Below are 20,543 nucleotides of genomic sequence, written 5' to 3'. Positions count from 1 at the left end.
CACCGATCACCTCCCTCATGTTTTAAGGGACGTGCTCCCCCAGTTCTTTTCGGTATTCCTCCAGCATCGAAACTGTTGCGTCCGCCCCTTCATTTGACGCTGGCGCAGTTAACTCGATCCTCAGGCGACGCCGAGCCCCTTCAGTAGTCAGGAGGTTATCTGCCCGAGAGAAGATGATATCCATCATCGTTGACCGTGGTCCGCGTTCCCTGCGCAACTCTTCAGAAAGCAACTGAGCAACCAGCTTAGCTTCTGCCCAGTCTGAGTCCTGATAAAACTGCGCCTGCCCACTCTTCTTCAGCGATCGCCACCAATTCTTAGCGTAGATGTGCCACTTCACATCCTCTGGCGGTGGCTTCACAGCCGATTGCCCTATCGCAGAAACAACAGAGAATCCTTCTGGTTCTTTGTTACGCCTACGACGTTGGGCTTTCCTTTTCGGCGCGGGACCTGGCATGAGCCACCTCCTTCTTTGGTATCTCCCCATTACGATGCAGCCGCTCGATAACAGTGACCGCAGGAGCTAGGTCTACAAGACCACCAGCTCGAAAAATGTTCTCTGTTGTCCGAATGAACCTGGCACGGCTGTAGATTTCCGCGCATCCCCGGCGCGTACCTTTCGATTCAGGCAGTAATCCGAAAATATGGAGCCCTCTTCCAGATACGGACTTCTCTACAACAGCGGTTGGTACGGTAGAAATTATTTTCTGTGCCCAGCTCGCTACTTGCCCGCGACGATTTATGCACTTGTCCAGATCGATACAAGCGATACCTCCACCGAGCATAATTCCATGCGGCAGGTTTGCCACGTTGTCATAGGACGTCCATGTTGATTCATCGGTTGACGATGCTGGCCGACCGCTAGGAGTGATCGGACGCTTACCGTTTGCCGCTGCCCATCTAGGAAGGTCGCGCAGACGGCGAGGTAATTGGGTTAGCTTTCGCGCTCGACATGCGCGCTGGCGGCATCTACTGGAGCAGAACTTCGGGGAGCGCCCCCTCGTTGGTATTTCCAGCCGATCTCCGCAGACTTCACATGCGCTTGCCATACTTACATAGTACCTTTTATTGTCACGATAAACCAGTTACTAGCTGCACTAATAACCAAATTAGCAAACTAGAAACACCACAAGATACATAGCCAGCAAAAACCCAAGCGCAAAACCGCAGGTCACACGGATATAAAATTAGACACACAACCCAAAAAATGCCCCTGACCTGCAAAAACCCTGGAACCCGTACGGGCTTCTAGGCGCTATGCGGCCCGTAGCCGAACGAGGGTCGCACTGGGGTCACCCCCACCCCCTACCGGTGACCACGATCACATAGCAAAAGTGAAGCGATTACAGTAGGCCCGGATGCCGCTCCCGATCCGGATCATAAACGCGGCCGCGCTGTTTACGACGAGCAATCCCCCGAAGCGCCTCAGCTTGCGTCTTCTCCGCATGGCATGACGCGCAACGCCAGACAAGATTCCCCAACTCATCCGACCCGCCCTCTGCATGAGGAACCACATGGTCAAGATGAAGCTCTTCCGAGTCTGGAACGTCACCACAATCATCACACTCATACGGCAACATCTTCTTGGCATGCCTGCGCAGGCGACGCCACTCTGGCGTACTCGTTCGAGACGCTCCGTTAACCCACGCCATCATCACCACGCTCACGAGCGATAGCCGCGATCGATTGCAGTAATGCATCATCAAGCGCATCTATCGCCCGATCCTTTTCGCGACCTTCGGGCAACTCAGCGTCAAAGAACTTAGCAACGCTTCGCACCCGACGGCGCACCGTAGCCATTCGCTTGCGCGATTCCGGTGATGGCTTAACGTAATTAAACCGGCGTTCAATCATGACTGCCCCTTCTCTCGACGTTTCAGTGTGACCGACGGGGATCGAACCCGCATGATCTAGGACCACAACCTAGTGCCTCACCATTCGGCCACAGTCACCATAGCCATGCGCAGCAAGAGGTAAAGACGCAAGTAACTGGAAACCTACGTGCACAATGCCCACATTCCGCTCCCCCAAGCTTTCCAGCCAACTCCCATACTGGATCTAACACATGGCATAGAAAAACCCCTGAGGGAACAAATCCCCACAGAGGTTTCAAGCGAAGCTTAGCGCATGTGGCGTCAAGAGATGCAAAAGAAAATATAGTTACCCTGCGGTTTCCTACTTTCTTTGCCCTGCTTTCTCATACACCTCTCGCACATTCACTAATCGCCTCCCGGCTATCCGGTAGTCAGTCACCACACCTGACGCCGCCCACGCACTCACAGTCTGATGCGATAACCTGCGCCCGGCTCGACAACACAACCGTGACGCCTCCCTCGCAGACACCAACGATGGAACTTCCGCTATCTCGTCAGGAATCACTATCCCGCGGACCCTCCTAGTCACTTCGGCAATCTCTCCCAGACAATCCGGCGCCCACTCCTGCATAACGATCAAACCAACACGATCGAAAAGCCAACCAGCTACCACACCGACCACTCGCCCGGCGGGCACCTGCTCCCCCGATGACTCCGCAAGGCATGCGGCCCAACCAAAAAGAACAATCTCGCATCGACGTTTGACTTCCAAAACATCAAGAACCAACGGGGCCTTAGAAGCAGGAGATGATCGACCTACTCGCTCCTCATCAAGATTCGTCACTGGTTCAAGAAGATCATCAAGAAGAAAAACATTCTTCGATAAAAACGACAAGCACGACGACAACACATGAACATCAGATCTATCAAGCATCAAGATTTCCTTTAGCAAACAAGGTTTATAAAAATGGCTTACCCGACCCGACCCGACCCGTCCCGTCCCGACCCGGCCGTTCCGATCCTGTCCCCTCAGACTGCTGCAATCATTTTCGGGTCGCACGCCCGAAAAATTGCACGCCAAAAGAACCGACGACGCAATAAAAAGAAAACACCAAAAACCGAAATCACTTTAAAAAGTTAAAGCGATTACCGGCGGCGGCGACCTTTCCGACGACGGGATTGCACGCGTCCGAGCCCCCCATTAGCACCATCACCAGCACGCACACTTGCTGAATCCAGACGACGCGGCTCAGTCTCTGATTGGCTACCAGATAGAACCGGGGAAGAAGATGGGTAAGAACCTTGCGCTTTAGCCGTGCTGGATGCACGGCCCCGGCGCACATGCCGGGGTTTCTCATTTGCGGCTTCGACCTGACGAGGGCTAGCGCCCTCCGGGAGCTGCGGCTCAGTCTCTGGCTGGCTACCAGATAGAACCGGAGAGTGGGTAGTAGGGATACTTGTTTCCGTCGCCTCACTGGCTGTGAGGACCGAGGTATCCGTTTCGCTTACGCTGTTACGAGTAAGCGGGTTAGGAATACCTAGTTCACGGCATATCCGCGCCGTTACGGACGTCCACTTGCGTAACACTTTCAATACCCCAGGACCGTATTCCGGATATTCCGGTTGGGCAAGAAGCGGAAGCTCATCATCAGGGTTCGCGAATTCAGCACGAAGCCTGTTGCACCCACGACAGCACTGAACATAGTTGTCTGGTGTTGTCGGAGCTTCTGGGTCACGGTGGTCAAAAGTCTGACCATCATCAGACTTATTATCGCCCCATTTAACCTCAACGCCGCAGTAGCGGCATTCTTCTCCATCTCGCAGGAGAACACGAACGACCAAGGAAGCGTTGGCGCGATCACGCCTGCGTTTGGTACGCATGAATCGTTCGTTCGACTTAATGACATTGATGAAGTCCTCCCGCTCTAATAATTTCCAACGGGGGTTATCCTCATCATCCGCATCGATCGGAGTAAGTATCCCGATCTTGCATAAATCACTTATAACCTGGTTGGCACTGTGCATCCCAATCACGGTTACCGCAGTACCATAGTTGATGATGTAATCAGACCACGCAATAGCTGACTGCGTGTACAACGCTATCGTGTAGCCTTTCAACTTCACGACGAGATCAATATCTTGCCGGGAGATCGCAAGCGCAGCCGCGCTCATCCACTCTGGTGCCGAATTAAAAGTATCTCCGACTTTCACCCATGCCATCAGCGATCACTCCCGGACCGGGGCTTAGCTAACTCGCACGAACACACTTCGAATACCTCCAACATCTGCACCAACATCAACAACAAACTCAAACACCAACTACCGGCGGACTTCGTATATCCATCCCATTTACCTTTCACCTACGCAGCCTTTTCAGCTTTTTGCTTCTTACGAAGTCGACGCACCTTCGGATAACACCTAGTACAAAACCCCGAAGCCAACTCCACCCGGCTACCTTTTTTCGGATTCTTCGTCTTCTTCGGCTGCATCAATTCGCCACACTCACGACATCGAGGCCGATTATCAGTGTCCACGCGAATACCCGCAATCACACCATCAACATCACACCCCGCCTCACGAAGGCTATTCGCATACGCACGGCAAGCATCAAGACAAGGACACTGCAGACACAGCTCTATCGCTTTCTCATGCCGCTTAAGGATCGACTCACGCGGCTCCCACTCCTTGACGGTGCTGTCCCAATATCGGTTCTCGTTACCTACACACAACCCATCACGAAGGTCGAAGTCTTGCACCGATTTGGCTAACGCTCGAAGATTTTTAGAATCCAGCATCAAAACGCCCCCTTTGGTGGACGGATCTCCACAACCCGGACAGATGCTCCACCACCGTCAGAAGAATCAGCTTCAGAAGCGGAACCGGTATCTATCTCCATCTCCAGTTGCTCACCAGTGGCATCAGGTTTCGCTACGGTATATAGCGCAGCAAACCCACGAGCCGACGCAACTACACGAGAGTCATAGTCCCCAGGATCCACCGGCGTCAGTGTCGGAACAACCCCCAAAACCTTCGACGCCCGGCTTAGCGAAGCTGACTGATGGTCATACAATTTCACCTGATGCCCACCCTCCGAATCCTCGAACGAAGAAAATTCGTCATACATACCGCGAAGAACCTTGACAGGATTCACCGGCAGCGTAGGCCCCAGCCGCGTAAACTCCAACTCCCTTACGCCAGCCCCATCACTTGACTCATCAATAACCTTGATAATGGACTCGCCGATATCCACCCGAACACGAGCATCACACTCCTCGTCGGATTCCTTAGGGATAATCTCTTTCACAATGGCAGCAGCGTTTCTCTTCGTGATCTCAAAAACAACGTCGCGATCAGTCACATCAGTAAAGTCGCAATCCGCTTCAACCATGCACATTTGAGTGCCATCGGCAGCGCAAATAATAACCACGTCGTCTTCCACACGAAACTGGATCACGTTATAGCTCGGGGGCTTAGCACCAGCAAACTTCAACGACGCCGCGACCGCAGCCAAAAACTCATCAGCAAACGCCATAACAGTGGACCACTGCGGCATCCGGTCAGCTATTGCACTCATTGCTCCACAATCTCCCGCGGTACTGAATCATCAAACGCATCAGCAAAATCAAGCAGCCCAGCAGCAAACTTCCGAAGATTCACAGCAACCTGGCGAAGATCGGAATTATTCCACGCGATAATCGGCCTACCGATATCCGGGGCGAACGACGCAATCACCACTTCTTCATTCCCGAACACACTCGCCCAGTCGTTTCGTGCGCTATCTAAAAACTGGGCTGACTTTTCGCACGTTTCACACATACCCCTCAAACCTCCCTTTTTATTTGAACTTTTTATTTGGACAATGATCGTTATGGTGGGCATATAGCCGCCGACCTTGCATGTGTGCCTTTTCTCGTTCCACAACGTTCAGATAGCGAGCGATACCATGGGAAATCAACCATGTTCCGGAATCCGACGGCAGAAGTTCGAGCAACACCCACCTGCCGTTTTCCATGCGGTTGATTCGTATCGGTTTTCCGCATCTGTTACACGTAGGTTGGTTCTTCAATGTCCGCCCCTAGTTCTTTTACCCATTGGAGTAGCTCGCCCAAATCTTGAGCTTGCTTGCGGTAATCGGCCGCGATATACGAGAGCACCCACTGCTCAATGTCAATGATTTTGGCGAAGCTGCGTCCATGAATCTGCACCATCCTCGTGGACATAACCTCGTGTGTCACGAAAAACTGCGGAACCGATGCCCTAATATCGCCCATCTCTACATGTGAAGGTAGGTCTTTCGTAAAAGCAACTGAGACAAGTTTTCCGGAACCGGGGTATACAACTCTACGAACCTCCTGAACTCTTCGCACTACCGACCCCGCTTCATATCAGCAACCTCCGACCATGCGTCGACGAAAGCACGAACTTGGAAATCAATGGCCTGCTGCACCTCTGCAAGACCTCGGGAATTCGTCGCAGCAACACCGGCATGCGTATCAATAAAAGCTGCTGACGCTCCATGAGCAGCCACCCAACCCGGCCCCCTAGGAGGCATCACACACCTCCCCTGGTACACGCACGATACCAACATGCTGCATGACCTCGAACAGCTCATGACTCAGCTCTTCAATGCGCTCCGAGTCCCACCGCTGCTGCACCCGCAGCATCTCCACCTCATCAAGCGCCATCTCCGCTTTTCGGTTCGCATCAACCATTCCCATTGCCGTGATCGCCGAGACCAGCAGCAGCCCGATTAAAACTACGATCGTCATATCCCTATTTCTTCCCTTCCAAAAGATTTCCAATTGCCCTTTCCAGCTGGCCGAAAGCTAGATATATGTCACCTTCCGAGTCATCAACCCACAGCTCTGAAAATTTCTTCCACGCCCGATCAACCAGAGAAACTTTCGTCGCATACTCGGAGGGCGCTGTTTCATCGGGAGCTTCCTGAACAAGAGCGACCTCTAGCTTCTTTTCAACATCCGATACTTTCTTTTTCTCCGCAGCCAGTTGCTCTTTCAACAACTGGTTTTCGAGAGCGTGCGCCGCCGCGGCATCGCGATGTGACACTAGGTCTCGCTTACACGCGGCGAGTTCTTTGCCTTCCTCGCGCATCTGCAGCTGCGTTGACGCTAGAACCGATTCCAGTTCCTTGATCCGGTCCTGCGCCAAGCGCAGCTTTTCAACCTCAGCCGCTCCACTAGCGGCAGTTGGCTTACCCAGCTGCTCCGCAAGCATCGAAACCAACTTCTCATTCGACCGCGCCAGTGTCGACACCGGATCAGAAACCACCTCAGGCACAACAGCCATCTGCTCAGTCTTCATGACTTACACCCCTCCGCCAGAACGAGATTCCATAAAGCTCTTGAAATCCTCAGGACGAATAAGAAACATCGTGTTCTTACCACCACCAGGGCCAGCCGGACGCCTCGTTGATTTCAAACTGCCTTCCCTACAGAACCTCCGTATACGAGCCGCTGAATACGGTGACATCGCCGCTAACTCGCTTACACTCAAATACATTTTTGTGATACTCTTCATGTCATATCCTTTTTCTAAATGCCTGCATGTGACCTCACACATGCAGGTTTTCCTTTACACTGATTCCCGAATCTTGTCTTCCAGTACGTGCGCTGGAACCTCCCGCAGATCCATATAGCCCTCATCATCAAGCGCATTCATGATCTGCTCTGCATCAACGGCTCCAAGCTGCTCCGGCAATAGCACCCGCCTCGACCTGCGAGCGATCTCTTTCGCCATCCACTCACGATCAGCACTCATCACCGTCATCCTCCCCAGGCTTACGCTCAACCCGACGCAGTAACTTCCCGCCATACGCCCGAACTTCCTTGTAACGCGGACGCGATAGCATCTGAACTTTCCGCGCAAGCTCAGCCGCTTGGTCTAGATCAAGCGAAATCTGCATAGGGCTTTTGCTTCCATCAGCTACACGCAGCATCACGCGTTCATCATCATCGGACCCATACCGAAGAATCTGCACCGGCCCCGCCCACGACGCTGCACGAACATCATCCAGCGATACGCCTACAGTTGATTCGTTCATCACGCCATCACCTCCAAAGGGTTACGTCCGGCCACAGCGGCCTCAAAGCCACTCAAGATGTTGTTCAGCTCGAAAATCGCTCGATCAACTTGATCCCACTCGTTAGTCCCGACTGGAATCTGTGCAAGCAGCACTTCCTCACCGGCAATCCGATTCGCTATATAGCTGTGCAGCATCTCTGCAAATTCGTCCTTCATATCCTTTTCCATTCTGTAACCGCTCATCAAGGAGCGGATTTTCGACGCCTTTTCACCAAAAGGCCTCACTTTTCCCAGGTCGCTATCTGACCTACCGCTCATCGATGGGAACTGCACTGCTCCTCAATGAGCGAATATTTATGCTTTTCGACACCCCAGCCCCAACGAAGTTAGGCGACGGGGCTAGAATCCTTCTCTGGACTGTTGCCTGAGAAAGGATGTGAAAATGATGGATAAGCTTCAAACCGTAAAGATTGCTGCTGCCTGCGCTGGCTCGGCTAAAACTGCTGCGACCACCGAGTTTGAGCGTCAGATAGCAGACGCCTTGTGGTACTTAGCGCTTGCGCTTGCCGAAGACTTTAAGGATCGACATCACCCACGCAGCTAGTAAGTAGAGTGCCTCTGCCTTGTGGGCTTCAACCTTTCTCAACAGCTCACCCCGCCACGTGATGGCTTCGCGCTGTCTCTCTGTTGGAACCCACACTTCCCCTGGCGTCGCCCCGCCGGGGGATTCTTCATCATTTACCCTGATCCATCCCACTTGAATCACTCCTTTTCTTCTTTCCCTGCCCCGCATCATCGCGGGGTATTTTCTTTCGCTTTTCGACGACCCGGCGCGACTACGCCGCAGTAGGGCTTAGTGGCTCCGCCGAACGGGAATGTGTTTCACGTTGCAGCCGGATTATCCTTGTAGCATGTTTGAAAAAACTTTCTTTCTGGACATCAACGGTCACGAGTACCAAATGCCGTACTGGACTTTCCCCTGGATTGCCAAGGCCGCTGCTGATGCTAAAAAGGCCAACATTGCGCTGAACCTTCGTGCCCAAAATGTTGCCAAACCGTCGGAATCGCTTTACCTGTGGATCAACCCGGAAGATCAAATCAACCTGACTTTCACTGACCCCACCGACCCCGAGATTCCCGAGCGCCTTACGAGCAATGAGACTCATCAGTACATGAATATCTTCGAGGGTGATAGACGGTACGGATACCGTGTCCTTGACCTTGACAGCGACGACGGAGAGCCTATCTTCCACGAATGGGACGACCCCCAATTCCGCTAACAATCCCGGATTCATCCTCAAGCGAACAATCCGACTCATTCTCTTTTCCTTTCCCTACCCCCGCATCATCGCGGGGTATTTTCTTCCGCTTTTCGACGACCCGGCGCGACTACGCCGCAGTAGTCTGCTCATTTGAAGCGCGCTCAATCAGCTCGACCATTCCCAGCCCAAGAACTCCGCATACTGCGAAAAGTTCATCAACATTGAACGGTCGTTGGCCTTTGACGCTTCGTCTTGCTGTCGAAATTGGCATCCCTACTTCGTCTGCCAAGTCATTTACTGTCTTTTCCTGCCGGGCTAGTTCAGCTCTAATTTCCGCTGCTATCTGCCCAGACCTGCAACTTAGTTCATTTGGCATAATTTCAAGATAGTTCATTTGGAATATTCCGTCAAGTTCATTTGAACTTTAGCAGTTCATTCGGCATAATTGACCACATGAACGCAGCTCAGAAATCGCAAGTTGGTAAGTTTGGACGACTAATCTCTGACATCCTCGACACTCACAGGCGAATTCAAAAAGTAACGCAGGCCGAGATAGAAAAGGCAACAGGGATCTCACAAAGCCAGGTCTCCAAGCAGCTTCGTGGACTCCGGCCGATCAACATTGACGAACTAGAAAAGCTATGCAGCGCGTTAAATCTTGAACTCATAGAAGTGGTCGCAGAAGCCGAAAGGCAAATGAATCTGGTAGACGACCTTGCCGCGCGTCGTAAAGCCAAATCAGAGCCGCCGGCGTTTCATTCAGTCGAGAATTCTGGCTGGTCGGAGGAGTACGCGGCAGATTCGTCGCCTGAGGAGCTTTTCCCGGGTGATGACGGATACCACGACGGCCCCTAGCATCCTTTTTGGTACATCTGTTCTAATTCACTTATGATAACTTCATTCTTTCTATTGCCATTTACGAGGTGATAATGAGCAAAATTTTAGAACTGGAACAGATGGCCGAAGCTATGGACATTGCGATCGACTCACACACTGGCGGAGAAAAAGGCCGTTGGTACCCCATCCGAAAAACCGTGAGCATCCGAAAAGGACTACATCCGATCCAGCACCTATGCACACTCGCGCACGAGCTAGGGCACGCTCATTGTGGGCACGTTCCCGGCGCGACTGGATGGGTTCATGCCCGGCAGGAGCGCGAGGCGAACGAGTGGGCCGCTGAGTTTTTGATTAGTCAGGGTGACTATCAGAGGGCGGAAGAGGTTTGCGATGGGCACGTTGGTGGGATTGCCAGTGAGCTTGGAGTTACACAGGAGATCGTCCGAGCATGGCAGGGTTTAGCCCGGTTTAAGGTTATTGCGTGAAAAGCGCCCGCAATTCTCGGTTTTAAGGAAAAATAAAGTTAGTTCTTTTCCTACAGGGTTTTAAGGAGTTAATCTTGTCCAAATCTTTATTCTTGGTTCTTGGCGGAGTGGCTGTGGTGCTCGCAGGTTGCGGCAATGGGCAGCAAGCTCCGACCACGGTCACTCAGACAGTTACAGCAGTATCTCCCTCGGTTACGTCATCAGAGACACCAGAGCTAACGTCTGCCAGCGAAGAGCCCACCACCCAGGTAACACCAATGCAGGAACCGCAGCAAACAGTGGTCCAACAAACAACTATCTATCAAGCGCCGCCGCCAGCACCTGCGCCAGCGCCCGCCAATAACGGGGTTGCAGGTTTTACCGGTGCCCCAACCGGCGCGCCACAGCAGCTAGATAAGACCATTGCGTACTGCATGAACGATCCTTCATACCAGCCAGGAACAACGATGTTCACCGATGGAACGACGGGGTGGACCACTCATTGTGCTGGAATGTAAGAGATTTTGTTAACCATGCGCGATTTATTTACTGCTCATCTCGATATACTTGGCTTTGTAGGCACCGGAAGGAGGTGAACACGAATGACTTACACCATTGATGTTGCTGCTTATCTCAGCGGTGCGTCTAAAGATCAGCTTCAGCGATGGGCGCGAAATGAAATTCTTGTGCCCGAGATTAACCCTGAACGGCCAAAGATCTATTCTTTCCGTGACATCGTAGCGCTTCGCACCATTGCGAAACTTCGGGTAAATAATTCACTTCAGCGGATCCGTTCCGCCATCGCCAGACTCAGCGATTACGATTTGACCGAGCACCTATCTGAGTACAAATTCGCGACCGACGGGAAAAGTGTCAAAGTCTTCGACGAAGACAACGCCCATTTCCTCAACTTGAGCAAAAACCCCGGCCAGTGGGACTTAGTAAACCTCGAAGATATTTACGCGCCATTCATGAATATGCAAGGCCGTGAAGTGCCCGACTTGCGCAACCCTGCCCAAGGAATAGAGATCAACCCACAACGGCTAAGTGGAACCCCCACTATCGAAGACAGTCGCGTGCCTTATGACCTAATAGTAGACCTATTCCATGACGACATGAGCGCAGAAGAGATCGCCGAGGAATACCCGACCATCAGTCTGGAATCGGTAGGCAACGCAATCGCCTTTAATAAATCGATCGAGGAGCTAGCAGCATGAAAATTCTCCTTGACGAAAACCTCCCCTCAGCCGCCTGGAAAGTACTAACAACCCAATTCCCCGCAAAAGACATTGGTCGTGTGGGAATCCAATTACCTAAAGGCATGCTCGACACAGATCTTTTCTCTGCCGCTCACAAACAAGGCTACGACGTCATCATCACAGGCGACATTAAACAACTATCCAACACAGATGAACGCCGCGCATGCAAAGCAGCAAACATGCACTGGGTAGGCATCCAACGCAACCCCAAACTTAAGGGAAAAGACATCATGCGTAGCCAAATAGCCCAGCTATATTTCAGCCTAAACTTCCTCATCCAACACCTTGAAGCAGCAAAAGAACCCACCGCTTTCCTACTTAATCCACCACAAGGAAAACACAGCATCGCAGAAGGCTTCCCGCAACCCCTATAAAACTAGCCAAGCAGAATTAATCAAGGTTCCACCACTTGACACGTAACGTAAAAGTACGTTATACTAGTGATAGTTCCGCAAGGAACCACAAAGAAAACTCAATAGTGAAAGGAGGTGGACATGCTAGAACTGGTCACTTACCAGATAACTCTCCTCAAGGAAATCTTCAACAAGATAACCTTCGAGCGGGCAACATCAGTCGCGACACTAATACTGATGGTCATCATCTGGATAGATACCCGCAAGTCCGACAAATAGGAAAGTCCCCCGCTACTCGAACTAGCGGGGGGCTTCCCCTCCACACTACACAATCAGAAACGAGGAAACACATGCTATTCACATTGATGGGACTCGGCATATCCGTCATAACCATTTCAAGCGGAGGCAGCCTCCTATGGCTACCTGCATTCGCGGGAATCGGCTACGCCATAGACCGAGCAAGAAAGAAGACCCAATGAACCCAATCATTATCGACGAAACTACCGGTAAACGCCTCTGGCGAAGCACCGAATGCGCCGAGCATTGCGGCATCAGCGTGAGGACATGGGCAAACTACTACGCCAACGGACGAACCCCCGCCCCTGTTGCCATGCTCGACAAACGCAGCCCCCTATGGGACGCAGACGAAATCAAAACCTGGCACAAAAACCGCCCCGGCAGTCCCATTAAAAACCCACACACCCCTTCACGCTAAGGAAACCAATGGCACACGTCCGAGACCAATGGACCAAACCCGGCGAAGGCAACAAGCGCATACGAACAAGCCGCTGGGGCAAAGGCAAACGATGGCTTGCCGTATGGAACGAAAACGGCCGAGAGGTAACCAAAGCCTTCGACACACTCGACGCAGCCAAACTCTACGCAAGCCGCGCAGAAGTAGGCCAAGCAGAAGGAAACTGGATCACGAAAGACCGTCTAGACGTCACACTAGGCGACATGTGGGACGTATGGATCGCATCAAAAGCAGGCCGAGCGCAACCAACCATCGCAGGTTACAAAGCGGCATGGCAACATATACAACCCCGCTGGCACAACGCCCCCTGCTGGAAGATCAATCGAGCAGCATTCAACACATGGATACCAACCGTGCAACGACTCGACGGGCAAGGCCAACTAAGCAGCGCTAGCCTCCGAAAAATCGGCATAGTATTCAACGCACTACTCGAACAAGCCGTAGAACTAGACATCATCACCAAAAACCCAATGCGTTCCGGCGACATACCCCGACAGTACAAAGCAGAACGCAGGTACCTAACGGTAAAAGAAATAGACAAACTCATACACTCAGCGCCAACAGAACAAGCCGCCCTCATGATCGCAGTCCTAGTCCAAACCGGACTACGCCCCGGCGAAGCCAAAGGACTAAAAGCACGAGACCTAGACGTACTACGAAAACGACTAATGATCCGCCGAGACGTCGACGCACTAGGAAACCCCGACGAAACCAAAACACGCATGCACCGCGAAGTCCCCGTAGGCGGAGACCTCCTACTCGATCTTGAAGATACAGCAGACAACCGCGAACCCGATGACTGGCTACTCCAAGACGAAAATGGCCACGTATGGACAACAACAAAATGGCGACGAGTTTGGAAAACCACATGCACCACAGCTGGCATCTCCGGCATCACAACATACGAACTCAGGCACACAGCCGCCTCACTAGCCATCGCAGCAGGCGCAGACGTCAAAACAGTCCAACGAATGCTAGGCCACGCCAGCGCAGCCATGACTCTCGACACCTACGCACACCTCTGGGAAACCGGCATCGACACAGTACCCGACGCCATCAACGCCCACATGGAAGCAGAACGACACCGCGAAGCCGCCAAAGCAGCCCGGCGCGCAGAACGTACCGCGCAACGCCAAGGACTACACGCTGTCGGAGATTAGGTTACGGTTGCCGAGCTATAGTTTTGGTTACAAAAAAGTCAATACCCGGAAAGTCAAATTCAAGACCCACTGCTCTTAGCCCCACCAGTGCGATTGCGAAGAAAAGTGCACACAGCACGGTCAATTTCAGTAGCCCATCAAGTACAAAAGCAACTTTGAATACACTAGAGTGCTTTTCCTTAAATTGCACTCTAGCCTGCACTGGATTGTCAGCTGGCTCCAACCATTCAGCTACCTTGCAGAAAGATTCGATAAAAGGATGCCACTTATAAAGCCAGAAGTACTTGACGATGGGGTCTTGACCATTACCGACAAACTTTTCTGAAAGCGATTCCACTTGGCTACTGCCGGATTCGATTTCCGACTTAGTATGAGGTGGAGAAACCGGCATCGGAGCAGATTCCCTAGGCTTAATTGGTTCATCATCGCCAATATGATTTTCATCATCGGAATCCCGATGCCGGTTTATTACCGCATCTTTTTGCTGGTCAGGCTGTGGTGTTAAGTGCTCGCTCACTAGCTGATTCCCAGGCGCTTTTTCCGCCACTGCACTGCAGATAAAGACACCTCAAAGTTTTTGGCTAAATCAAAATCAGACACGCCACATTCAACCGCATCTTTAAAGTCTTTCTCTGGCATCAACAACGATGCCGCGAATTCGTTGGCATAGACCTCATCCGGCGAATATGGATCATCCTCGCTGCGTTTATCAATGTATCCCATGCCTGGCTTAAGGATATTGCCGTTTATTGAACGATCAACGTAATGCCCAAGTTCATGCGCACATGTAAAGCGGAACCGTGGATGCGGTTGGTCTTCATCTATATAGATGTCAGCACCAGCAGACGATCCGATAATTTGCCCATACACATCATCACCGAGTTGAGCGGTAAAAACTGAAACGCCTAATCTCCTGGAGATTTTTACCGGATCAACCGGTATGGAATCTCCCCAATGCGACTTTAAAAGCTCTGCTGCATCTTGACGCGCATACTTGCGTAAATCACCGTATGTTTTCACCTCACGTTTTTCACCGTTGCTGTCCAACTTAAAACTGTCCACAATTCCTCCTCTCCATGTGTTGATTCAATACTATTGCACAGTTACTACATAGGGGAGAAATGGGGGCATTTTTCTAAGCTCATTCGTTCGAATAATTTTAGGAAGTTTTCTACCCGCTGAAATAAGTTTGCTCGGTCTCTGCTCGGTCTCTGCTCGGTGTAAGAAGCAACAACCTGCAACAACTTGCAACAACTTGTAAATGGGGTTGAGTGAGAAAAACACCCGCTAAAAGTGTGTTTTAGCAGGTGTTTTGGTGGAGCCGCCTAGGGGAATCGAACCCCTGACCTTTTCATTACGAGTGAAGCGCTCTACCGACTGAGCTAAGGCGGCACGAACAAAATGTTCAAGCGGTGATTCTACAACAGTTGTGTGGTGTTTTTACAAACCGCTGGGGTTAGCGGGTGTTACATGCTTTTCGGATTCGTCCCACCATTGCATCCATGGCGGCCTCGGGCCGGACGTTTTTATTGATGTCGCTGCGGCATTGTTGAATAGCTTCGACGCAGATAAGGAGATTTTCTGGCCCAATTTTCGCTAGTTCTTCGGCCAGTGGCGCCATGTCCGGGTGGATGGCTGAAACCTCTGCACCGGTGGCGCGCATGAGGGCGTCGCGGTACAGACCCATGAGGTCAACGAGTTGCATGTCGAGAGTGTCGCGGCGGGCACGGGTTTCCCGCAGTGCTTGTTGTTTTTCCAGTTCTTTGAGTTGGGTGGTGGTACCTTTGAGTGCTTTTTGGGCGCCTTTGCCGCGTGCCCCCATGCCGAGTGCGGTGCGTAGTTTTTCCAGTTCTTTTTCGTTTTCTTCGGCGAGCATACTTTTTGCTTCTTCGGTAGCGTTTTTCACCAATGTGCCGACTGCTTGGAATGCTTCTGAGCCGTGAAAGATCAGTTCCGCCAGGTTGAGAATATTGGCACGTCTAATTTGTGATTCTTTGTGGTGGGCTAGGTGCCGGGCGCGGCCGATGTGGTTGCCGGAGGCTGCGGCGGCGAGTTTAGCCACGTTTTCACTGATGTCGCTTTCGCGCATGAGTATGGCGGCGACTTCGTCGATAGATGGTTGCGGGACGTACACGTGGCGGGACCTAGACAGCAGGGTGGGGATGATGTCGGTGGGGTCGGTGGAGGGGGCGCACAGCATGATGACGGTGTGGGCGGGTGGTTCCTCCACGGTTTTTAGAAGTGTGTTGGCGGCTTCGTTGGTGAGCCGATCAGCGTTGTCTAAGATGACGATGCGCCATTTGCCGACGGTTGGCAGCATGGCGGCGGGGGTTACTACACCTATCCGCATGGCCTCGACACCGATGCTGAGTTCGCGGGGGGCGATGTGGACAACATCGGTGTGAGCGCCCGCTTGGGTTTTTTGGCATTGTTCGCATTCCCCGCAGCCGACGATGCTTTGGTGGGTGCATTCGAGTGCGGCGGCGAATGCGACGGCGGCGGTGGATCGCCCGGAGCCTGGTGGGCCGGTGAATAGCCATGCGTGAGTCATTGCGCTGCCGCCTACGCCGGTGCGGGCAGCTTGAGCGGCGGTTCGCAATGTTGTTGCAACTTGTGGTGCGATTCCCATGCGGGTGAAGATGTCGGTACTCACGCCCACTAGATTATTAGGTACTGTTGCCTAATGTGTACCCCCGTTTCTTCTTCAGGTGGTTAAAGTAGAAATCATGCAGAGAATGTGGCAGGCCATCCGATGGTTAGCAAAGACGTCATGGCCGCTTTATACGGCGACGGTTTTGGGGTCTAACATTTTCGCTGCGGTTTTCATTATTTTGTTTTTGAAGTATGTTTTGCCCCTGCCTGACGTTGGAATTTTTCCTGCTAGCGCTAGCTTGCCGACGGTCGGCGCAATCTACACAGCGGTAGCTGTTGTTGTTTGTGCTGTTGTCACGTTTATTCTGTTTCGGCCGGTTTTAGATTGGCAACGCGATCCGGATAATCATGACCCGAATATGGTGCGCATTCTGGTGATGCGGATCCCGTTTTACCAGACGATGCTGAGTGTGGTGGTGTGGGTTATTGGCATCATCATCGTGACTGTGGTTGCTGCCCAAGCGTCGAGTAGGTTGGCTTTGGTCATCGGGGTTTCCACCACTTTGGCGGGGCTGGTGATGTGCCTTTTGACTTACCTGGAGGCGGAGCGTCTCATGCGGCCGATTGCCGCGACTGCTTTGGCACGCAGGTTTGAGGATTCGACCCTGGAGCCACCGATTACGCAGCGGTTGCGAATGACGTGGGTTTTGACCTCTGCTGTGCCTATTTTGAGTATTTTATTGCTGCTTTTGGGGCATCGTAATGGCATTTTTACTGGCCCGTTGTCGATGCTCATTCCGGCAATGATGATTTTGTGTGCGGCTGCGTTGGTTGCTGGTTTTTTGGGCACCACGTTGGTTGTCATGAGTGTTGTTGATCCCATTGTGGAATTGCAATCGGCAATTAATCGGGTGCGACGCGGCGATACCGATGTTGAGGTTGACATTTACGACGGTTCGGAGTTGGGCGTCCTCCAGGCTGGCTTCAATGAGATGATGCGGGGGCTTAGGGAGCGTCAACGGGTACGGGATATTTTCGGAAGGTATGTTGGCAACGAAGTTGCGCGGCGTGCATTGGAAGAACGCCCGGAGTTAGGCGGCGAGGATCGCGAGGTGGCGGTTATTTTCGTTGACGTTATCGGGTCAACGACGTTTGCGGTCAGCCATGAACCGGAAGAAGTGGTGGAAGAGCTGAATAAGTTTTTCGAGCATGTGGTTGAGGTGGTGCATCGCAATAAAGGGATTATTAATAAGTTCCAGGGCGACGCAGCACTTGCGGTTTTCGGCGCACCAATCACGCTTTCCGACGCCACTGGGCATGCGTTGCAGGCTGCCCGCGAATTGCGGCAGGAGCTGAAGGGCTTGCGGCTTCAGGCTGGCATCGGTGTTGCAGCAGGACATGTGGTTGCCGGCCATATCGGTGGGCATGATCGCTTTGAGTACACCGTGATTGGTGACGCAGTTAATACGGCGGCCCGCTTGACTGAAATAGCGAAGGATACCCCTGGGCGAGTGTTGACAAACGCCGCGACTTTGGCAAAAGCCAATGAGGCGGAACAGGCGCGTTGGACGCTGCTGAAATCTGTCGAACTGCGCGGGCGCAATATGATGACCCAGATTGCCCGACCGATCAGGCCAACGCTCGCAGATCGTTCATAAAATTCACAGTCCCGCTGGCACCCAGATTCCCGGTTTCGTCGTGTGCCTTGTCCGCGTTTTTCGTGTGTAACGCATATTTTTTCGCTTTTCGACGGCCATAGCGCAATCTGTTATCAATATTACAGCTGATAGACAAAGCGGAACTGAACACTTTACTCTTTTAGATATTCGGTCTTTATTCCAAAAAAGCCATAAATTCAGAAAGGGTTTTCCAGTGACTTCCCCGACAAAACCTACCGAACATCCAATCCGGGAATTAACAATTCGAGGTATTGTTCTTGGCGGACTGATCACTCTGGTTTTCACCGCGGCCAATGTGTATCTGGGATTAAAAGTTGGGTTGACGTTTGCCACATCCATTCCGGCAGCCGTGATTTCGATGGCGGTATTACGGAAATTCCGCAATCATTCCGTGGTTGAAAACAATATCGTACAAACAATTGCTTCCGCCGCTGGTACGTTATCTGCCATCATCTTCGTGCTTCCTGGCCTGGTCATGATCGGTTTCTGGACCGGTTTCCCTTATTGGACCACCACGGCAGTATGCGCGATTGGTGGCATTTTGGGAGTCATGTATTCCATTCCGCTTCGCCGGGCATTGGTCACTGGTTCCGACCTGCCCTACCCGGAGGGCGTTGCCGCGGCTGAGGTGCTCAAGGTTGGCGATGATTCCGCTGACGCAGCGGGTGCGGAAGAAAACCACCGGGGCTTGATGGTAATCATCATCGGCGGCGTCGCCTCCGCCGGTTATGCCCTGTTAGCTGCGATGAAGGCGGTCGCAGGCGGAATTTCCTACCCGTTTAAGTTCCTATCCGGCGGCACCATGGTTGGTGCGTCGTTATCCCTGGCCTTGATCGGTGTCGGTCACTTAGTAGGTGTCGGCGTGGGTATCGCGATGATTGTCGGTCTCCTCATTTCTTATGGGGTGCTCTTACCAACGTTAAGCGCCGACGCATTAAGCGAGCCTGGTGCTGATTTGGCCGAAGTGGTCAGCACGACGTTTTCCAGTGAGGTACGATTCATTGGCGCTGGTGCGATGGCGGTGGCCGCAGTTTGGACGTTGCTGAAGATCATCGGCCCCATCGTCAAGGGAATTAAGGACTCCTTGGCCTCCTCGAAACTACGCCATGATGGTGCCGAGGTTCCGCTGACGGAACGCGACATCCCCTTCAATATCGTCGTCGGGGTCATCTTGGCTGCAATGGTTCCGGTAGGCGCGCTGTTGTACTTGTTCATTAACGTCTCGGAGATTTCCCACCACACCACCACGTTGGTGATCTTGAGCGTGATCTTCGTCCTGCTCATTGGCCTTATCGTCGCCTCGGTGTGCGGTTATATGGCGGGGCTTATCGGCGCGTCCAATTCGCCTATTTCCGGTGTGGGAATCATCGTGGTTCTTTCCGCAGCCTTGCTTATTAAGGCGGTTACCGGCAATGAGTCGGACACAAATGCCACCGCATTGGTTGCTTATACGTTGTTCACGGCGGCTGTCGTTTTCGGTATCGCCACGATTTCCAACGACAACCTCCAGGATCTAAAGACCGGCCAGTTAGTGAACGCCACGCCGTGGAAGCAGCAGGTGGCGCTGGTTATCGGTGTGCTTTTCGGTTCGGTTGTCATCCCACCGGTTCTACAATTAATGCTCACCGGCTTCGGCTTTGCCGGAATGGAAGGCGCGGGCCCCGAAGCCCTGGCCGCACCGCAGGCAGCGCTGCTTTCCAGCGTCGCCAATGGAATTTTCGGCGATTCGCTGGACTGGAACCTCATCGGGCTTGGTGCCCTCATTGGCGTCGCCGTGATTGTCATCGACGAAGTCCTGCGTAAGGCCACGGGCAACAAGTTCTACCTGCCACCGCTGGCGGTTGGCATGGGCATGTACCTGCCCATCGCCCTGACGTTAATGGTCCCGATCGGTGCATTCGCTGGCTTGGCATACAACAAGTGGGCTGCTTCCCGACCTAATCCGGAATCAGCAACTCGGATGGGCACATTGTTAGCCACCGGCTTGATCGTCGGGGAATCTCTCTTCGGCGTGGTCCTGGCCGCGATCATCGGTGCCACCGGCTCCGACGAGCCACTGGGACTATTTGATTTCGGCAAGGCGACTGACATTATCGGCATCGTCGTTTTCGCGGCCGTCGGATTCGGCTTGTATCAATGGTTAAAGGCGTCCCAGTCTAAAACCGAAACCGTGCGCTAACCACGGTTGATTGCCCAGGTTTTCATAACCAGGCTATGCCGGTGGGATCTGGGCAATCCACCCACACAGGGGAAAATATTTTGCTACTTATCGTTATTTCTTACAAATAGCTTAAAGGGGATAACCCAAGGCTGAAATCTGCCCTAAA

The 20,543-nt window shown here is 52.6% G+C and carries 33 protein-coding genes and 2 tRNA genes; 12 read left to right on the top strand and 23 right to left on the bottom strand.

The window, feature by feature from the left end; genetic code table 11:
- Positions 1–22: 22 nt before the first annotated feature.
- The 18 genes from CMUST_RS01135 to CMUST_RS01060 all read right to left on the bottom strand — a co-directional run bounded on the left by CMUST_RS01135 (position 23) and on the right by CMUST_RS01060 (position 8,072).
- Positions 23–457 carry a phage terminase small subunit gene (locus CMUST_RS01135; RefSeq protein WP_047260971.1) on the bottom strand — a complete coding sequence of 145 codons (435 nt, stop codon included), beginning with the start codon at positions 455–457 and terminating at the stop codon, positions 23–25.
- The gene (locus CMUST_RS16270) at positions 417–1,049 is read right to left on the bottom strand and encodes a hypothetical protein (RefSeq protein WP_236690136.1); all 633 of its coding nucleotides are present in this window, start codon (positions 1,047–1,049) and stop codon (positions 417–419) included. The genes CMUST_RS01135 and CMUST_RS16270 overlap by 41 nt, the downstream gene beginning before the upstream one ends.
- Positions 1,050–1,343: 294 nt before the next feature.
- Entirely contained in the window at positions 1,344–1,667 is a 324-nt protein-coding gene (locus tag CMUST_RS16265; protein WP_158408181.1) for an HNH endonuclease, read from the bottom strand.
- Positions 1,639–1,854, bottom strand: a complete 216-nt coding sequence (locus tag CMUST_RS16495; protein ID WP_047260969.1) for an Acb2/Tad1 domain-containing protein — start codon at positions 1,852–1,854, stop codon at positions 1,639–1,641. Before CMUST_RS16495 ends, CMUST_RS16265 begins: the two co-directional genes overlap by 29 nt.
- Positions 1,855–1,880: 26 nt before the next feature.
- A tRNA-His gene (locus CMUST_RS01120) sits at positions 1,881–1,952 on the bottom strand.
- A gap of 223 nt (positions 1,953–2,175) precedes the next feature.
- Positions 2,176–2,748: a hypothetical protein gene (locus tag CMUST_RS01115; protein ID WP_047260968.1), complete on the bottom strand. Its 573-nt coding sequence runs from the start codon at positions 2,746–2,748 to the stop codon at positions 2,176–2,178.
- Between the two features lie 212 nt (positions 2,749–2,960).
- Complete coding sequence (locus CMUST_RS01110) at positions 2,961–4,034, bottom strand: HNH endonuclease (RefSeq protein ID WP_047260967.1); 1,074 nt, start codon at positions 4,032–4,034, stop codon at positions 2,961–2,963.
- A gap of 140 nt (positions 4,035–4,174) precedes the next feature.
- Complete coding sequence (locus CMUST_RS01105; RefSeq protein WP_047260966.1) at positions 4,175–4,609, bottom strand: hypothetical protein; 435 nt, start codon at positions 4,607–4,609, stop codon at positions 4,175–4,177.
- Positions 4,609–5,388, bottom strand: a complete 780-nt coding sequence (locus tag CMUST_RS01100) for a hypothetical protein (RefSeq protein WP_047260965.1) — start codon at positions 5,386–5,388, stop codon at positions 4,609–4,611. The genes CMUST_RS01105 and CMUST_RS01100 overlap by 1 nt, the downstream gene beginning before the upstream one ends.
- Complete coding sequence (locus CMUST_RS01095) at positions 5,385–5,630, bottom strand: hypothetical protein (RefSeq protein ID WP_047260964.1); 246 nt, start codon at positions 5,628–5,630, stop codon at positions 5,385–5,387. Before CMUST_RS01095 ends, CMUST_RS01100 begins: the two co-directional genes overlap by 4 nt.
- A 227-nt stretch (positions 5,631–5,857) precedes the next feature.
- Positions 5,858–6,034 (bottom strand): hypothetical protein, encoded by a 177-nt coding sequence (locus CMUST_RS16730; protein WP_158408180.1) that lies wholly within the window; start codon positions 6,032–6,034, stop codon positions 5,858–5,860.
- 146 nt (positions 6,035–6,180) lie between these two features.
- Positions 6,181–6,342, bottom strand: a complete 162-nt coding sequence (locus CMUST_RS16725; RefSeq protein WP_158408179.1) for a hypothetical protein — start codon at positions 6,340–6,342, stop codon at positions 6,181–6,183.
- A gap of 13 nt (positions 6,343–6,355) precedes the next feature.
- The gene (locus CMUST_RS01085) at positions 6,356–6,583 is read right to left on the bottom strand and encodes a hypothetical protein (protein ID WP_047260962.1); all 228 of its coding nucleotides are present in this window, start codon (positions 6,581–6,583) and stop codon (positions 6,356–6,358) included.
- 4 nt (positions 6,584–6,587) lie between these two features.
- Positions 6,588–7,136: a hypothetical protein gene (locus tag CMUST_RS01080; protein WP_047260961.1), complete on the bottom strand. Its 549-nt coding sequence runs from the start codon at positions 7,134–7,136 to the stop codon at positions 6,588–6,590.
- Positions 7,137–7,139: 3 nt separating this feature from the next.
- The gene (locus tag CMUST_RS01075; RefSeq protein WP_144414088.1) at positions 7,140–7,352 is read right to left on the bottom strand and encodes a helix-turn-helix domain-containing protein; all 213 of its coding nucleotides are present in this window, start codon (positions 7,350–7,352) and stop codon (positions 7,140–7,142) included.
- 54 nt (positions 7,353–7,406) lie between these two features.
- A complete protein-coding gene (locus CMUST_RS01070) occupies positions 7,407–7,592 on the bottom strand; it encodes a hypothetical protein (RefSeq protein WP_047260959.1) in 186 nt (61 codons plus the stop codon).
- Positions 7,582–7,875 carry a hypothetical protein gene (locus CMUST_RS01065; RefSeq protein ID WP_047260958.1) on the bottom strand — a complete coding sequence of 98 codons (294 nt, stop codon included), beginning with the start codon at positions 7,873–7,875 and terminating at the stop codon, positions 7,582–7,584. Before CMUST_RS01065 ends, CMUST_RS01070 begins: the two co-directional genes overlap by 11 nt.
- The gene (locus CMUST_RS01060; protein WP_144414087.1) at positions 7,875–8,072 is read right to left on the bottom strand and encodes a hypothetical protein; all 198 of its coding nucleotides are present in this window, start codon (positions 8,070–8,072) and stop codon (positions 7,875–7,877) included. The genes CMUST_RS01065 and CMUST_RS01060 overlap by 1 nt, the downstream gene beginning before the upstream one ends.
- Positions 8,073–8,298: 226 nt before the next feature.
- Here CMUST_RS01060 and CMUST_RS16720 point away from each other — a divergent pair, with 226 nt between their 5' ends.
- On the top strand, positions 8,299–8,460 hold the full coding sequence (locus CMUST_RS16720; protein ID WP_158408178.1) for a hypothetical protein: 162 nt from the start codon (positions 8,299–8,301) through the stop codon (positions 8,458–8,460).
- A 307-nt stretch (positions 8,461–8,767) separates the two neighbouring features.
- The gene (locus CMUST_RS01055) at positions 8,768–9,136 is read left to right on the top strand and encodes a hypothetical protein (protein ID WP_047260956.1); all 369 of its coding nucleotides are present in this window, start codon (positions 8,768–8,770) and stop codon (positions 9,134–9,136) included.
- A 109-nt stretch (positions 9,137–9,245) separates the two neighbouring features.
- Here the strand turns inward: CMUST_RS01055 and CMUST_RS01050 are convergent, their stop codons facing one another.
- Positions 9,246–9,512 carry a helix-turn-helix domain-containing protein gene (locus tag CMUST_RS01050; protein WP_047260955.1) on the bottom strand — a complete coding sequence of 89 codons (267 nt, stop codon included), beginning with the start codon at positions 9,510–9,512 and terminating at the stop codon, positions 9,246–9,248.
- Positions 9,513–9,571: 59 nt separating this feature from the next.
- On the opposite strand from CMUST_RS01050, the gene CMUST_RS15690 reads away from it, so the two are divergent.
- The 8 genes from CMUST_RS15690 to CMUST_RS01015 all read left to right on the top strand — a co-directional run bounded on the left by CMUST_RS15690 (position 9,572) and on the right by CMUST_RS01015 (position 13,945).
- The gene (locus CMUST_RS15690) at positions 9,572–9,973 is read left to right on the top strand and encodes a helix-turn-helix domain-containing protein (RefSeq protein ID WP_052844463.1); all 402 of its coding nucleotides are present in this window, start codon (positions 9,572–9,574) and stop codon (positions 9,971–9,973) included.
- Positions 9,974–10,047: 74 nt separating this feature from the next.
- Positions 10,048–10,440: an ImmA/IrrE family metallo-endopeptidase gene (locus CMUST_RS01040; RefSeq protein ID WP_052844462.1), complete on the top strand. Its 393-nt coding sequence runs from the start codon at positions 10,048–10,050 to the stop codon at positions 10,438–10,440.
- A gap of 74 nt (positions 10,441–10,514) precedes the next feature.
- Positions 10,515–10,937: a hypothetical protein gene (locus CMUST_RS16935; protein WP_052844461.1), complete on the top strand. Its 423-nt coding sequence runs from the start codon at positions 10,515–10,517 to the stop codon at positions 10,935–10,937.
- An 84-nt stretch (positions 10,938–11,021) separates the two neighbouring features.
- A complete protein-coding gene (locus CMUST_RS01030; protein WP_047260954.1) occupies positions 11,022–11,636 on the top strand; it encodes a DUF433 domain-containing protein in 615 nt (204 codons plus the stop codon).
- Positions 11,633–12,052, top strand: a complete 420-nt coding sequence (locus CMUST_RS15685) for a hypothetical protein (RefSeq protein WP_052844460.1) — start codon at positions 11,633–11,635, stop codon at positions 12,050–12,052. The genes CMUST_RS01030 and CMUST_RS15685 overlap by 4 nt, the downstream gene beginning before the upstream one ends.
- A gap of 120 nt (positions 12,053–12,172) precedes the next feature.
- Entirely contained in the window at positions 12,173–12,310 is a 138-nt protein-coding gene (locus CMUST_RS16715) for a hypothetical protein (protein ID WP_158408177.1), read from the top strand.
- Positions 12,311–12,506: 196 nt separating this feature from the next.
- On the top strand, positions 12,507–12,746 hold the full coding sequence (locus CMUST_RS01020; protein ID WP_047260953.1) for a helix-turn-helix transcriptional regulator: 240 nt from the start codon (positions 12,507–12,509) through the stop codon (positions 12,744–12,746).
- An 8-nt stretch (positions 12,747–12,754) separates the two neighbouring features.
- The gene (locus tag CMUST_RS01015; RefSeq protein ID WP_047260952.1) at positions 12,755–13,945 is read left to right on the top strand and encodes a tyrosine-type recombinase/integrase; all 1,191 of its coding nucleotides are present in this window, start codon (positions 12,755–12,757) and stop codon (positions 13,943–13,945) included.
- Position 13,946: 1 nt separating this feature from the next.
- On the opposite strand, the gene CMUST_RS01010 is transcribed toward CMUST_RS01015, so the two are convergent.
- The 4 genes from CMUST_RS01010 to CMUST_RS00995 form a co-directional block, all read right to left on the bottom strand.
- On the bottom strand, positions 13,947–14,462 hold the full coding sequence (locus tag CMUST_RS01010; RefSeq protein ID WP_047260951.1) for a hypothetical protein: 516 nt from the start codon (positions 14,460–14,462) through the stop codon (positions 13,947–13,949).
- A complete protein-coding gene (locus CMUST_RS01005) occupies positions 14,462–15,007 on the bottom strand; it encodes an ImmA/IrrE family metallo-endopeptidase (RefSeq protein WP_052844459.1) in 546 nt (181 codons plus the stop codon). The genes CMUST_RS01010 and CMUST_RS01005 overlap by 1 nt, the downstream gene beginning before the upstream one ends.
- Positions 15,008–15,261: 254 nt before the next feature.
- Positions 15,262–15,337 (bottom strand) — tRNA-Thr (locus CMUST_RS01000).
- A gap of 64 nt (positions 15,338–15,401) precedes the next feature.
- Complete coding sequence (locus CMUST_RS00995; protein WP_236690135.1) at positions 15,402–16,598, bottom strand: DNA polymerase III subunit delta'; 1,197 nt, start codon at positions 16,596–16,598, stop codon at positions 15,402–15,404.
- Positions 16,599–16,671: 73 nt separating this feature from the next.
- Here CMUST_RS00995 and CMUST_RS00990 point away from each other — a divergent pair, with 73 nt between their 5' ends.
- Both CMUST_RS00990 and CMUST_RS00985 read left to right on the top strand, forming a co-directional pair.
- Complete coding sequence (locus CMUST_RS00990) at positions 16,672–18,195, top strand: adenylate/guanylate cyclase domain-containing protein (RefSeq protein ID WP_047260950.1); 1,524 nt, start codon at positions 16,672–16,674, stop codon at positions 18,193–18,195.
- A gap of 214 nt (positions 18,196–18,409) precedes the next feature.
- Positions 18,410–20,395 carry an OPT family oligopeptide transporter gene (locus CMUST_RS00985; RefSeq protein ID WP_047260949.1) on the top strand — a complete coding sequence of 662 codons (1,986 nt, stop codon included), beginning with the start codon at positions 18,410–18,412 and terminating at the stop codon, positions 20,393–20,395.
- The last annotated feature ends 148 nt before the right edge of the window (positions 20,396–20,543 follow it).

The sequence above is a fragment of the Corynebacterium mustelae genome (genome assembly GCF_001020985.1).
Taxonomy (GTDB): domain Bacteria; phylum Actinomycetota; class Actinomycetes; order Mycobacteriales; family Mycobacteriaceae; genus Corynebacterium; species Corynebacterium mustelae.
Note: the sequence above shows the minus strand (reverse complement) of the source record. Positions and strands in the feature narration are given on the sequence as shown.